Raw genomic sequence first — 13,076 nt, 5'->3', positions numbered from 1 at the left:
TGATGCTGGGATGGTCAACCAGAGAAGATGTCTTAAAGCTGTATGGCCAACCGAACGATAGCTTTGAGGCAACCTATGGTGGATATCGCTTGACTTACGAAATTGATGACCCTCTTGACCCGGCCTCCTGGAAGATTGGTTTTGATGATTCAGGCATTCTAGACGATGTTATGGTACACCACCAGGCTTATTTCCGTTCCGACTAACGTCATGGAATATGTACATCTTACCAGTCATCATTTAAGGCAAAGAAAACCGCCTGTCCTAATGACCCTTATCTCGACCATAGGGACAGGCGGTTTAGTTTTTTCTGATTGCTTACACGCTGCTGATCTTGTGTCGTGTTTATGCAAAATTTTAGGGCCGCGGTGAAAGGCGACGGCTCAGAAGCTCAAAAAAGAAAAATGTATAACTCCAGGGTAATCTCCCCTTGACAAATCGGTTTCCAAATGATGATTCTTTTACTTTTTCAAATGGTTACTATTGTTGGGTCACCGCTATTTTTGTAGACATTCGCAATTCATCAGCATTATTTGGTGATGAAGATAAAGAAAAAGTTGCTAAAGTGATAAAAAGTTTTACTTCAGAAACTATTGAAATCTTACGTAACAACGATAATTTAAGAGAAATAGGAATTAGAGGAGATTGTGTGTATGCAATTTACACTTCTCCAATGAAAAGAGACGAATATGAACTTGCTGAAAAAACATTCTATATTAACACTTTTATGAAAATGCTCAATGAATTATTACTAGGAAGAAATTTACCAGAAATTAAGATAGGTATTGGGATGTCAACCTCTAAAGAATTAGTGATAAAAGCAGGTAGAAAAGACGAAGGGATTAATAGTAAAGTATGGATTGGAAAAGCGGTAGCACGAGCCTCCAAATTCTCTTCTTTTGGAAATAAAAATGGCATCGCTCCATTAATTTTCTCTAAATCAAGTTATGATCAATTTATTTCTTTTTTGGAAGAAAAAAATAGAAAAAGCAAGCCAAAAGAATGGTTCAATAAACATTACGATGAACAACTTGGAACATACTACTCTGCTAATATTATTAAAACTGAATTTAATTCATGGATTTTAGATGGAATGAAAGATTAGTTTTTCACCACATTTTTAGTCAGATTTGCATCAATCTGTATCAATTTATAAGCACAATGAAATTCAAAAAGTCCTTTTAAATAGCTATTATCGGCGTACATCAATTTACTCTAAATACTATCGTTCGTTGTGTTTCAGGCGCCATTGCAAATTAACACTCCGAAAATGGAGTGTTTTTTTATTCATTCCTAAACTCATAAATTACAAAAGCAGATGACTATCAAACTCATCTGCTTTATTTATATTAAGTTTTTTTCATTACACTTCTTCGCTGATTTCTTCTGCTTCAATCGAATTCATGATTCCATTGGCAATAGCTTGTGCTAAATCATCGCCATTATTTACCATATAATTGAAATCATTTGTGTCTGTTATAAATCCAACTTCTAACAATAAAGCAGGAATTGAATTATTGCTGACAACATAAAGAGGAGTTTCATTTGTATCGACCAACCCTCTATCCTGTGCATAATTTAACAATTTCAACTGCGCATGAATAGATTCTGCCATTTAACCATCTCATCATCATTAAAATCCACATATGTTTCATAACCACTAGCCCCATCATTATAATCACTTGAATTTATGTGAATTGAAATGTAATAATTCGCATCTGCATCTTCTGTTATGTCTATACGCGATTGAAGATCTTCTTTGTTATCTTCTGGCCAAGATACATTATCACTCGTTCTTGTATATACTACGTTATATCCTGCTTCTTCTAACAATTCTCCAGTGGATAAAGCAATGTCTAAAGTTATGTCTTTTTCCTGCGTTCCATCCAAGGCAATGCATCCTACATCATATCCTCCATGACCAGCATCGATTACAATTGTCTCCATATTATTATTGGCATAAACTTCTATAGAATCATCGTTAAAAAATAAGACATTCGCACCAAACCCAAGAAGAAACACAATCAAAAATCCTAATGAAATTGAGAATATTTGTATTTTTTTCATTTCATCACTGACTTTATTGTATGGAATCAACCTTAAACCAGTCTTAAAGGAGGCAGGATATTTTCTAGTTGTCTTTTTTCAAATTCAATGTCATAATTAATGAGCGCCTGCATAGTATAATGGTAATACACATCCATGGTAAGGATGAACTCGTGGTTCAATTCCGCGTGCAGGCACCATCTATTGAGCACAACTGTTAGGCACTTGCTTAACAGTTTTTTTCTTTAAGCTAGATTAAAGTTAATTGTGTTAAAATCTTATATAATAATTGTGGTGATCAAAATGAATGTTCTAATTATTGAGGATGAAAAAAATTTAGCACAGGCCTTATGCCGAATCATGGAAGAAGAGAAATGGCAAGCCACAGCTGTTTATAATGGCCAAGACGGTTTACAACATGCCACACAATACCCATATGACATTATCGTCATGGATATCATGCTTCCTGGATTAAATGGTTTTGATATCGTTAAAGAACTGCGTAATCAGAAAATGGATATACCCGTTTTGATGTTAAGTGCATTGGATGAAATACCAGATAAAGTAAAAGGATTAAATGTTGGAGCTGATGACTATATGACAAAACCTTTTTCTCCTGCTGAATTGCTGGCGAGAATCCGCGTATTGACAAGACGTAAAGGCGAAGTAATCATAGAAAAAATTGAATTTGGAGATTTAGTTCTATCATTGTCTACCTGCGAGCTTGAATGCAATGGCAAAAGCATCCATTTAGCTTATAAAGAATTTGAAATCATGAAATTATTGATGTATCACCCTAAAATCCTCACCAGCAAAGAAGAATTAATCAACTCTGTCTGGGGCAATGACAGTGAAGCAATTGACAACAATGTTGAAGCCTATATTTCTTTTTTACGAAAAAACTCCTCTTTTTAAAAAGTAAGGTTACTATTAAAGTCATTCGAAAAGTAGGGTATCATTTGGAGTATAGTGATGCTTAAGAAACTCAAACGTAAATTCATTTTGATTACGATGACTTTTATTACGTTAATACTTGTATGTGTTATAACCCTTCTTTGTTTAGCCTCTTATCAACGAACTAAAAATGATATTAATAACTCTTTAAATTTTGCATTGTATAAATATGATGATCATCCTACTCTTGAGTTGGATTACTCGACAAAAAATTTGCAAAATGACAACGATCCCCCTCCAAACATGAATTCATTTACAATCATCACTGATGATTCCAATGCAATTCTGAAGCTATATTCCAGAAATTATCAAATCAGTGATGAAACATCTCAAAACCTTGTTAATTCAATTCAAGATAAATCGCAAGGTATCTTATTTGAACAAAATTTGGCTTATAAAAAAAATGTGAAAGATAATGGTTATATTTATGCCTTTGTGGATATATCTATTGCAAAGTCCAACTTTATCTCTATGTTAGTTACTGCAATATTAGTAGCCATTCTTTCAATATTAGCGTTTTTGATCTTAACAATTTTATTAGCAAACTGGGCTTTAAGACCTGTAGCTCAATCCTGGCAGCAACAAAAGCGGTTCTTGGCAGATGCTTCTCATGAACTCAAAACCCCGTTAACCGTTATTTTGGCAAATACAGATCTTGCCCTTATCAAAAAACAGGACGAATCAAAACTTAAACAATCTCTTCAATCGATCCAGAGCGAGGCTTTGCGAATGAAGAAACTTGTAGAAGATTTACTGTTTCTTGCTAAAAACGATACTCAAAAAGAGAATGTACTTAACTCCATATGCAACATCAGTGACATTGCTTTAAGTTGTGTTCTATCTTTTGAAACCATTGCCTTTGAAAAAGGTATTATCTTAGAAAGCGATATTCAAGAGAATCAACTAGCTTTAGGAAATGAAAATCAATTTAAACAATTAATCTCTATTTTCTTAGACAATGCCACAAAATACACACCGACTGGTAAAAAAATTCATTTCACCTTAAAGAAAAAAGATAATCAAATTCTGATTATCATTCACAATGAAGGAAGTTATATCGACAAAGAAAATATCAAACACATATTTGACCGTTTCTATCGTTGTGATCCAGCTCGTAAATACCAGGGAGGTTATGGTTTAGGTCTTTCTATTGCAAATCAAATCGCATCAAATCTAAAGATCAAGATTGATGTTAGCAGTGAACAGAAAAAGGGAACCACGTTCACTTTGTGGATCCCTGCTAAATAAATTGTGTGTCTACCTCCTGGAGCGATCATAAATATATGATCCTACTTTTTATTCCACTTTTAACATTCGATAACCTACACCAATATGAGTCTGAATATAATGCGCACTATTATCTTTTGCCTCAAGTTTTTTGCGCAACGTTGCCATAAAGACCCTAAGACTTGCCATATCTGTTTCCCAGCTAGTTCCCCAGATTTCTTTGGTCAAATAGGTATGTGTCAAAACTTTCCCAACATTTTTTGAGAGTAAACATAAAAGTTTAAATTCAATAGGTGTTAAATGAAGTTGTTGCTCATCAACAAATGCACAACCTGCACTATAATCAATCGTTAATTTTCCATTATGAAATACTGAATTAGAAACATTAGAAGAAATCATAGTCAGTCTTCTTTGCGTCACTCTTAATCTTGCCAACAATTCATCTACAGAAAAAGGTTTTGTCAAATAATCATCCGCTCCCATATCAAGAGCTTGAATCTTATCTTTATCTTCACTTCGAGCACTGATTACGATGATAGGCATATTCGACCAAGTACGAAGTTCTTTGATAACCTCTATTCCATCGATATCAGGTAAGCCTAGATCCAATAAAAGAACATCTGGTCGTTCTGTTTCAATTTTTGATAAAGCTTCTTTCCCATTCTCTGCACTTGTATACGGATAATCATTAGCTTGTAAGGTCGTAACGATCAAATTACGAACTGATTTATCATCTTCTACTACTAACACTGAACAATTAGGCATCCAGCACAACCTCCTTTGATGACAAAGTAAATTCAAATATCGTTCCATGAGGAACATTATCTTTAACAACTATTTCATGGCCATGCGCATTGATGATCGAACGGCATAAGGCCAATCCAAGTCCTAAAGAGCGACGAGAATCTGCCAAAGTGTTTGCTTTTTGATAATATCTCTCAAAAATATGTTCTTTATCTTCATCACTAATACCTGGCCCATCGTCTTGAACACGTATTAAAACTTCCTCTTCTTTTTTCAAAATAAAAACATCTATATGCGATCCTTTTGGCGTATATTTTATCGCATTATCTATTAAATTCACAAAAACTTGCACCATTAATCGAGAATCCACTTTTACCAACATTAAATCATCCTCACTATGGATTGAAATATTATGTTCTATTTTATGACGATCCACATGTTTTAAAGCTTCCTCCACGATTTCATTGATCAATTCATATGAGAAATTAAGGTGCATATCTCCATCTTCAATTTTAGTGACGGATAAAAGATTTTCCACTAAGTTAATCAACCACCATGATTCATCATAAATATCTAAATATATTTGACTCTTGGTTTTTTCATCAAAAAGATGCGCATTAGAAAGTAAATTGCTGGCATTTCCTAAAATTGATGTTAATGGTGTTCTTAAATCATGTGAAATAGAACGAAGCATATTGGCCCTTGTTCTTTCATTTTCAGCCAGAATAATTGACTCTTCTTTATCCTTTATATTTCTATAATTTTCCATAGCTAAAGCGCTCTCTCCTAAAATTGACAACAATATACTATTTTCAAAAGGTTCGATAGGCTCATCAATTGGAATTGATACAACACCATATCCCTGTTGATTGACACGAATTGATAAATGCAGACAAGATGAATCAGTAAACCGCACCGTAAATGCACCCGCCTGTTTATTATGTTCACAAACCCATTGTGCCACCTTAAATTCATGGTCATTCAAATACTTAGAGGGATCTTCTTTATTGTACATGAAAACATATGGCCGATCGATCTTACCATTTTCTTTTACATACACGATTACACTTTTAGAAAGCAATTTTTGAATTTGCTTTGCCATGATTGTGACAATTTCCTCGCTAGACGTTGAATTTTGTAAAAGTTGATTAGTATCAAACAAAATCTTGGTACGATAAGAATTGCGTGTCGATTCAGAAGCAAAGTCTTTTAACTTTCCTGCTAAAGTTCCTGTAATCAATGCCGCAAAAAACATCACTAAAAAAGTCACAGGATATTCGCTGGCATACGCCTTCAAAGTAAATCTAGGCTCAGTAAACAAAAAATTAAATATCACAACAATCAAAGCTGAAGTAATCAATGAATAAGCTTTCCCTTGCGTGATCATCGCAATAATCATGACACCGAGGATATAAACCATCATAATGCTGGAGTCTGCAAATCCAATTTCAAAAAATAGATAAGAAATTAAAGTGGTTATTGATAGAATCACAAAACTCTTTAATAAATCTTTTTTTAGTGCATTTAAATCGATCGGTTCTTTTTCTTTTGGGGCTGGCCTTGTATCTTCTGTATCGGGAATAATATACACATCCACATTTCCAGCCTGTGCTATCAATTTATCCACCAAAGTTGGTTTGATATTAGAGAGTCCTTTGACACGACTTTTCCCCACTACGATTTTTGTCACATGAGACAAACGAGAATATTCTATGATTTGATATGCTACATCATCTCCAAAAACCGATTCAATCGTTGCTCCACGATCTTGAGCAAACTTCACATTATCGTTTAACCGTTGCCTATCTTCCTTGCTCGGTTCTTTAGTTGTCTTTACATATAAGGCAGTAAAGTTTGCATTAAATGCTTCTACCATTTTGCTGGCAGCCTCTATTATCTTAGTATTGGAAGGAGATGGCGATAAACATACCAATATATGTTCGTTCATTTCTTTTTTATCCATAAACAAAATCACCTTTCAAACTCACATATATTCTCATTATCGCACATTCTGTTCAATAAATCATTTATGCATCTTCAAAAACAAATCAAGAGCTCGAACGATTTTTCGAACAGAATAGTAAGCTATAATAAAAAATCCTACGATTAATGTGCCTAATAATACAGTTTTCATTGCTACACTCCCTGCTCATATTATGGCACTTCTCATATTAAGATGCTGTTAATATTATATTTCCAAAACACAAAAAAACAGCTACTTTAAAAAGCATTTATATATTTACTTATCATGATTATTTTATCTTTTTTTTGCGAAAAACGTCATTTAGTCATTTATCTATTTTCCAAGTGCACATCGATAACAAACAAATAGCATCATAAAATAATATTAGGAATCGAAATTATTTTTGAATATTTTAACGCTATTTCTAAACGAGTATTTTCGGTCATATTTTTATACTCTTCGTTGTCATAACTTGTAAGCCAATTTACCTTTCCAGAACATCTCAATAATTTAGAAAAAACTATGAAAGTTAAACTTGTAATTAATAGAATTAACTTGATTTGCAAATTTCGCTCATGTAATAAAGCAATAACAGCAATAAAAAGAATAATATAAACGGCAATTAATAATATCAAACTAATACTTCTATTTTTATTCATATCCTCATTCTATCCTTTTATTTAGTATATAAAAGATTTTTAATGTTTAAAACAAACAATATACACGTCAAATAAAAAAGATGTTTTTATAATGTCAAAAAACCAGCACATCAAGAGATGAACTGGGGATTTTTATTATTTAGGGGTTCATACACATATAAAAAGGGACTAATAGTCCAAAGTAGTTCAAAAACTACTCAACTGTTAGACCCACTTTTTTTATTCATCTTTCGATTCTATATCCTTCGTTCGGAATACAAATCGAACAATATTTTCCGAATTATCCGGTGTACCTGCAAACGATTTATGTTCCTTGTTCAATGCATCGATTTGATCAAACACAGTTTGTAGTGTGTTAAACTCCGATGTTGTCAAATCGACCGTTTCTTTTAATTGATTCATACCCTGCTCATTGAATTGATTTTGTCCGTCATAAAGCTGCTTAGCTCCATTCTCTAATGTATCAAAGGCACTTTGTAGCTGTACAAGACCATCGCTCATCTCCATTAATTTTGATTTTTGTCCTTCTAACTGTGCTGTTCCTTCATCTAATAAGGAAGCACCACTGATCAATTCATCATTTTTAGATACGATTTGTTGAGAACCGGCATTTAACTGATCAACGGCTGTTTTGGCTTCACTTTGAAGCTGTTGAAGTCCTGATTCCAGGGCTACAGAACCCGTATGAAGCTGATCAGCACCTGCTTTTAACTGACTTACTCCACCTTGCAGCTTTGTGATGAGTTGAACAAAATCTTGATCGCTCATATTCTGATGAACACCTGTCATAATTTGTTCTAAGGTAGCCATGGACTGAGCAGCTGTCTGCATAGATGTCTGCAGCTTTTGCATATCTGATTTTGTACCTTCCATGACCTTTGACAGGCCTTCCAAAGACTGCTTAGTCTGAGAAAGCAAGGTTTGTAGCTGCGCTTTTTGTACATCTAACGTTTCCAGGGTATACCCCTGAACATCAATACTTTGAACAACTTGTAATTGAGTTTGCAGACCAGCAATCTGTTCATCGATCTTAGAGGCGGCCCCTGTTGTATCCTCCTGTGGAATTGCAGATTTGCTGGTTTGCAGCGCCTGAATGGAGGACTGCAATGCCTGCAACTGCGCCTGTTTTGCACTTTCTAACTGGGCATTAAAACTTTGAATCTTACTTTGATCGTTTTCCACAGTTTGATTTACCGAAGCCACAAGAGCCTCAAATTGTGTCTGGAAAGTTTCCAATCCAGTCATAGCCTGATGAACTGTTTGTAAACTGTTCTCTAAAGATGTCAAAGCTTCTTTTGAAGTAGAAAGCTGTGTTTGTAACGTAGTTAATTCTTGTTTGGTCGTATTCATCGCCTGTGTAAGCTTTGATAAAGTATTTTTATCCAGTCCATTCACCTGTTCTTCCAGTTGTGCCAGACCTTCCTGTAGCTTTTGTGACCCTTGTGATAAAGATGTACTTCCCTGTACGGTTTGCTGCATAGCGGCCGGTATAGCTATTAACTTTTGATTTCCCTTGTCCAGCTGTGTCACTCCCTGCGTATATGCTTTGATTCCATCCAACAACAAACTGGAGCCTGTATGTAATTGTGTTGATGCATCGGCCAACTGTTGGATCTGTGGTGTAGCACTCGTTAAAGGTTTAGCACCTTCCTTTAATTCTGTCGTACCTTCATACAACTGTTTAGAACCATCTAACAACTGATCAGAAGCCGATACCAGCTGATTGATACCGCCTGTCAGATCTCCAATGGATAATTGACCAGCCAATTCATCTAAAGAGATTTCATTGGTCATAGCGATCATGATCGATCCTAAATCAAAATCCTTTACATCGGTTTCAATCACTGTATCATCACTGATATGTAACTGATCGATGATCTTATTTAATCCAGCTTCCTGTAAAGTACCAGCCAATCCCGGTACATTCGCAAAGGCCAGCACTTCATTTGTACCATCATTCACGATTTTTCCATTGGAACAAGATACATTCTCATAATGATCTGCATTCAGAGTCAAAAGACCTCCGGCTAAAAAGCTGGGATGTACGGTAATGGCTTTTCCATCCGCATAGACCGTTTTTGATTCAAGATTTTCAAAGTGAATTGTCAATTTCAAATGTCCGCTTTGTCCTGCAACTTCTTTTGCGCTCAATTGATGTCCATCCAACTCATAGGTAATTTTTACTTCAATGGGAAGCTGCTTTGTTGTCTTACCCTGATAGTAAATATCGTTATGCTTGCTGTTCCAAGTATAGACATTGCCATCTACTTTGGGTTCTTCATCAGTTTTGACATTTTCTACATCGGTTTCATCCAGCGTTTCCTTGATGTTATGGATGCCGTCATCATCGTGCAGCCAGCTGGATACGATCGTATCCGATATCGATCCATCGGCATTTAAAACCGCATAGACCGTTTCTGTTTTCTGTGTCGGATTTTCATCCTCTAATGCATAGATAGGAAGTGGAAGCATAGATTGTGCCAATACGGCACTTAAGATCACACTGCCCATTACCTTAATATTTTTATTCATATTGATCCTCCTTAGTTATCGGCCATTTTTTCGTTGTTTTTTCAATCAGCTTATGTCCCAATAAAAGCATGCTTGGCAAGATGAAGATAATACTGATGACAGAAATGATGGCCCCTCTTGCCAAAAGCTCACAAAGGCTGGAAATTAAATCCATACGAGATATCAAAGACACTCCAATACAAGCCGCAAAGAAGGAGCAGCCACTGGTAATGATCGAAGGAGATGTCTTTTGAATCGCAACTCGTATGGCCTCTTTTTTGCTCTTATTTAAACTGAGTTCTTCTCTAAATCGCGTTGTCATCAAGATCGCATAATCCACACAGGCCCCTAACTGAATCGTACCGATCACAATGCCGGCAATAAATGGCAATGTCGTATGTGTCAGATAAGGAATACCCATGTTGATCGTGATTGCCAATTCAATTGCCAGCACTAAGATAAACGGCAACGCAATCGATTTAAACGTAATCAAGATGATCACAAAGATGGCCAATATCGATAATACATTTACGACCTTAAAATCTTCGTTGGTCGTGGTAATCAAATCCTTTGACAACATGCCCTCACCGGTGATCAGCGCTTTTTTGTCATATTGACTCAAAACTTCATGAATCTTGTCCAACTGCTTATTTTCTTCATCCGTAGCCGCATGATAATCACTGTTGGCAATCAACAGTTTATAGCCGCCATTTTCAAAAATATCTTTAATGGCTTCCGGCTCAAATGTGCCGGGAACACCACCACCGACAAAATTTTCATAGGCCAAGACATTTTCAATCCCCTCAATGTTTTCAATCTTTCCAGAAAGTTCCTGGATATCCTTTGTTGGTAATGTATCACTGACCAAAATGAAGTGAGTCGTATTCATATTAAATTTATCTTTTAGTTCTTCCGTTCCCTTCATACTGGAAAGATCCGATGGCAATGTACTGGTCAGATCATAGTATTGCTTGACATTGGCCTGTGCAAAGCCCATAGGAATAAAGATACAAATTCCGATCAACAGCAAAAACTTGGCATGTCGAACCACAAAACCAGGTACTTTTTTGAGTTCATGAATCAATGTTCTATGTGTATATTTTTCAATTTGGCGATCAAAGATCATCAATAGACTAGGTAGAACAAAAATAGTACAAATGACTCCCAGCACAACCCCTTTAGCCATCACGATACCAATATCGCCGCCCAGTCTTAGTTGCATGAAACAAAGCGCTAAGAAGCCGGCAATCGTAGTCACCGAACTGGATGTGATGGAAGTAAAGGTCGCCTGAATGGCCTTGACCATGGCCATGTCATTGGTCGTATTCTCTGCTTTTTTCTTTTCTTCCTGATAGCGATGTAAAAGGAAAATCGAATAATCCATTGTCACCGCCAATTGCAAGATCATCGCCAAAGCCTGTGTAATATAAGAAATCTTTCCTAAGAAGATGTTGGTTCCAAAGTTATAGATGATGGGAAAAGCCATACCCAACATAAAGATCAAAGGGGCTACAGAAGATTCAAGTCCCAAATACAGCACAACCAGACTTAACAAAACGGCAATCAAAGCATATTTGACAGTCTCTGAATTAGCCAGATCCTTGGTATCTTCGGCAATAGCACTCATTCCCCCTAAATAACAATCCTTGTTCGACACTTCTTTAATCTTCGCAATCGCATCCATTGTTTTTGGAGAAGCGGTATCTTCTTCAAAGGTGACGATCATTAAAGTTGAATCTTTGGAGTACAACTGTTTTTGAAGAGTCTCCGGTATCATTTCCTTAGGAAAGGTAATATCCAAAACATCATCTCGCCAGAAAACTTGTTTGACCCCGTCGATCTTTTCAATCTTATCTTTTAAAGAAACAACCTCTTTGTCCGAAAGATCATTGGTTACCATCATTCCTACACTGGCCAGATTAAAATCCTTATCCAGGACTTCCTGTCCTTTCATTGATTCCGCTTCTTTAGGCAGGTAGGAAAGAATATCATAATTGATTCCCGTATTGAAATAACCGATCACACTGGGAATCAAGAGCAGTACAGCCACAAGTAAAATCTTGTTTCTGTATCTGACAATAAACTTAGAAATTCTATCCATATTCTCTATCCTTTCTCAACATCGACATGAGTATAGTACAAAAATGACTGTTAGTCAATTATTTAAAATAATTTTTAATATAACCTTTATATTAAGAAATAAAAGTTGACCAAATGTACATTTTTGTCTATACTATAAGTGGTGATAGTATGAAATCCAAAGTATTGGAAAATAAGAGAAATAAAGAAACAGCGCTTTTAAACAGCGCTTTTGACCTGTTCACAAAAAAAGATATCCATTCCGTAACCGTTCAGGATATCGTAAAAAAAGCCAATGTCGCAAAAGGAACCTTTTATCTGTACTTTAAAGATAAATACCAGATTCGTGACGTACTTATTCAAAAAGAAGCGGCTCATTTGTTTCAGGAAGCCAGAGAAAAACTGGAGAAAAATGATATTCAAAATTTTGAAGATGCGATCATTTTCATCATCAATCAGGTTTTGTTGAGCTTAGAAGATAATCCAGCTATTTTAAAATTTATTGAACGAAATCTATCCTGGGGCATCTTTCATGAACAACTGCAGACAACCATGGATAATAAAGAAATCGGTATGCTTCAACAATTTACTTTATTAGCCAAAAAAAGTGGCTATACCTTTAAAAGACCGGATATTATCTTATTCATTATCATAGAAACTGTAGGCAGTACTTGTTACAACTCCATTCTGTATCAAAAACCGCTTCCTTTTCAGGAATACAAACCTTATTTATTCGAGGTCATTCGGGCCATACTCAAAAATTATAAAGACTAAACAGGTCCATGACGGTGTTCTATCATGATCACTTTTTTAAACACGTTATTTCCTGCATATTCTACAAAAAAACATTATTTATTTTCATAAAAAAAGAGGGTCTAACAGTTGAGTAGTTT

The 13,076-nt window shown here is 35.4% G+C and carries 12 protein-coding genes and 1 tRNA gene; 6 read left to right on the top strand and 7 right to left on the bottom strand.

What is annotated here, in order from left to right:
* The coding region (locus HMPREF0367_RS10675; RefSeq protein ID WP_035403792.1) for a hypothetical protein at positions 1–206 on the top strand (206 nt) is incomplete at its 5' end.
* A 224-nt stretch (positions 207–430) separates the two neighbouring features.
* Entirely contained in the window at positions 431–1,105 is a 675-nt protein-coding gene (locus HMPREF0367_RS09730) for an adenylate/guanylate cyclase domain-containing protein (protein ID WP_051335254.1), read from the top strand.
* 258 nt (positions 1,106–1,363) lie between these two features.
* Here HMPREF0367_RS09730 and HMPREF0367_RS10835 read toward each other — a convergent pair whose 3' ends face one another.
* Both HMPREF0367_RS10835 and HMPREF0367_RS10830 read right to left on the bottom strand, forming a co-directional pair.
* Positions 1,364–1,615 (bottom strand): N-acetylmuramoyl-L-alanine amidase, encoded by a 252-nt coding sequence (locus HMPREF0367_RS10835; protein WP_051335253.1) that lies wholly within the window; start codon positions 1,613–1,615, stop codon positions 1,364–1,366.
* Positions 1,588–1,947 (bottom strand): N-acetylmuramoyl-L-alanine amidase family protein, encoded by a 360-nt coding sequence (locus tag HMPREF0367_RS10830; protein ID WP_169815956.1) that lies wholly within the window; start codon positions 1,945–1,947, stop codon positions 1,588–1,590. The genes HMPREF0367_RS10835 and HMPREF0367_RS10830 overlap by 28 nt, the downstream gene beginning before the upstream one ends.
* Before the next feature lie 225 nt (positions 1,948–2,172).
* Here HMPREF0367_RS10830 and HMPREF0367_RS09720 point away from each other — a divergent pair.
* From HMPREF0367_RS09720 to HMPREF0367_RS09710, 3 genes are all read left to right on the top strand, one after another.
* A tRNA-Thr gene (locus HMPREF0367_RS09720) sits at positions 2,173–2,246 on the top strand.
* A gap of 103 nt (positions 2,247–2,349) precedes the next feature.
* The gene (locus tag HMPREF0367_RS09715) at positions 2,350–2,961 is read left to right on the top strand and encodes a response regulator transcription factor (protein WP_248660685.1); all 612 of its coding nucleotides are present in this window, start codon (positions 2,350–2,352) and stop codon (positions 2,959–2,961) included.
* A gap of 282 nt (positions 2,962–3,243) precedes the next feature.
* A complete protein-coding gene (locus tag HMPREF0367_RS09710; RefSeq protein WP_169815955.1) occupies positions 3,244–4,248 on the top strand; it encodes a sensor histidine kinase in 1,005 nt (334 codons plus the stop codon).
* Positions 4,249–4,296: 48 nt separating this feature from the next.
* Here the strand turns inward: HMPREF0367_RS09710 and HMPREF0367_RS09705 are convergent, their stop codons facing one another.
* The 5 genes from HMPREF0367_RS09705 to HMPREF0367_RS09685 all read right to left on the bottom strand — a co-directional run bounded on the left by HMPREF0367_RS09705 (position 4,297) and on the right by HMPREF0367_RS09685 (position 12,205).
* Positions 4,297–4,992, bottom strand: coding sequence for a response regulator transcription factor (locus HMPREF0367_RS09705; protein ID WP_015536335.1), 696 nt, complete (start codon positions 4,990–4,992; stop codon positions 4,297–4,299).
* The gene (locus tag HMPREF0367_RS09700) at positions 4,985–6,934 is read right to left on the bottom strand and encodes an ATP-binding protein (RefSeq protein ID WP_051335251.1); all 1,950 of its coding nucleotides are present in this window, start codon (positions 6,932–6,934) and stop codon (positions 4,985–4,987) included. Before HMPREF0367_RS09700 ends, HMPREF0367_RS09705 begins: the two co-directional genes overlap by 8 nt.
* Before the next feature lie 371 nt (positions 6,935–7,305).
* Positions 7,306–7,593, bottom strand: a complete 288-nt coding sequence (locus tag HMPREF0367_RS09695; protein ID WP_015536338.1) for a hypothetical protein — start codon at positions 7,591–7,593, stop codon at positions 7,306–7,308.
* A 219-nt stretch (positions 7,594–7,812) separates the two neighbouring features.
* Entirely contained in the window at positions 7,813–10,125 is a 2,313-nt protein-coding gene (locus HMPREF0367_RS10135; protein ID WP_051335250.1) for a coiled-coil domain-containing protein, read from the bottom strand.
* Positions 10,118–12,205 (bottom strand): efflux RND transporter permease subunit, encoded by a 2,088-nt coding sequence (locus tag HMPREF0367_RS09685; RefSeq protein ID WP_035403788.1) that lies wholly within the window; start codon positions 12,203–12,205, stop codon positions 10,118–10,120. The genes HMPREF0367_RS10135 and HMPREF0367_RS09685 overlap by 8 nt, the downstream gene beginning before the upstream one ends.
* Before the next feature lie 149 nt (positions 12,206–12,354).
* Between HMPREF0367_RS09685 and HMPREF0367_RS09680 the strand changes: the two genes are divergently transcribed.
* Positions 12,355–12,957: a TetR/AcrR family transcriptional regulator gene (locus HMPREF0367_RS09680; protein ID WP_035403785.1), complete on the top strand. Its 603-nt coding sequence runs from the start codon at positions 12,355–12,357 to the stop codon at positions 12,955–12,957.
* Positions 12,958–13,076: the final 119 nt, after the last annotated feature.

It is taken from the genome of Faecalitalea cylindroides ATCC 27803 (genome assembly GCF_000469305.1).
Classification (GTDB): Bacteria; Bacillota_I; Bacilli_A; order Erysipelotrichales; family Erysipelotrichaceae; genus Faecalitalea; species Faecalitalea cylindroides.
Note: the sequence above shows the minus strand (reverse complement) of the source record. Positions and strands in the feature narration are given on the sequence as shown.

Excerpts from the sequence above, each read along its gene's own strand:
- HMPREF0367_RS09695 (WP_015536338.1), bottom strand. The coding sequence starts at position 7,593 with ATGAATAAAAATAGAAGTATTAGTTTGATATTATTAATTGCCGTTTAT.
- HMPREF0367_RS10135 (WP_051335250.1), bottom strand. The coding sequence starts at position 10,125 with ATGAATAAAAATATTAAGGTAATGGGCAGTGTGATCTTAAGTGCCGTA.
- HMPREF0367_RS09685 (WP_035403788.1), bottom strand. The coding sequence starts at position 12,205 with ATGGATAGAATTTCTAAGTTTATTGTCAGATACAGAAACAAGATTTTA.
- HMPREF0367_RS10835 (WP_051335253.1), bottom strand. The coding sequence starts at position 1,615 with ATGGCAGAATCTATTCATGCGCAGTTGAAATTGTTAAATTATGCACAG.
- HMPREF0367_RS09700 (WP_051335251.1), bottom strand. The coding sequence starts at position 6,934 with ATGGATAAAAAAGAAATGAACGAACATATATTGGTATGTTTATCGCCA.
- HMPREF0367_RS10830 (WP_169815956.1), bottom strand. The coding sequence starts at position 1,947 with ATGGAGACAATTGTAATCGATGCTGGTCATGGAGGATATGATGTAGGA.
- HMPREF0367_RS09710 (WP_169815955.1), top strand. The coding sequence starts at position 3,244 with ATGAATTCATTTACAATCATCACTGATGATTCCAATGCAATTCTGAAG.
- HMPREF0367_RS09680 (WP_035403785.1), top strand. The coding sequence starts at position 12,355 with ATGAAATCCAAAGTATTGGAAAATAAGAGAAATAAAGAAACAGCGCTT.
- HMPREF0367_RS09705 (WP_015536335.1), bottom strand. The coding sequence starts at position 4,992 with ATGCCTAATTGTTCAGTGTTAGTAGTAGAAGATGATAAATCAGTTCGT.
- HMPREF0367_RS09715 (WP_248660685.1), top strand. The coding sequence starts at position 2,350 with ATGAATGTTCTAATTATTGAGGATGAAAAAAATTTAGCACAGGCCTTA.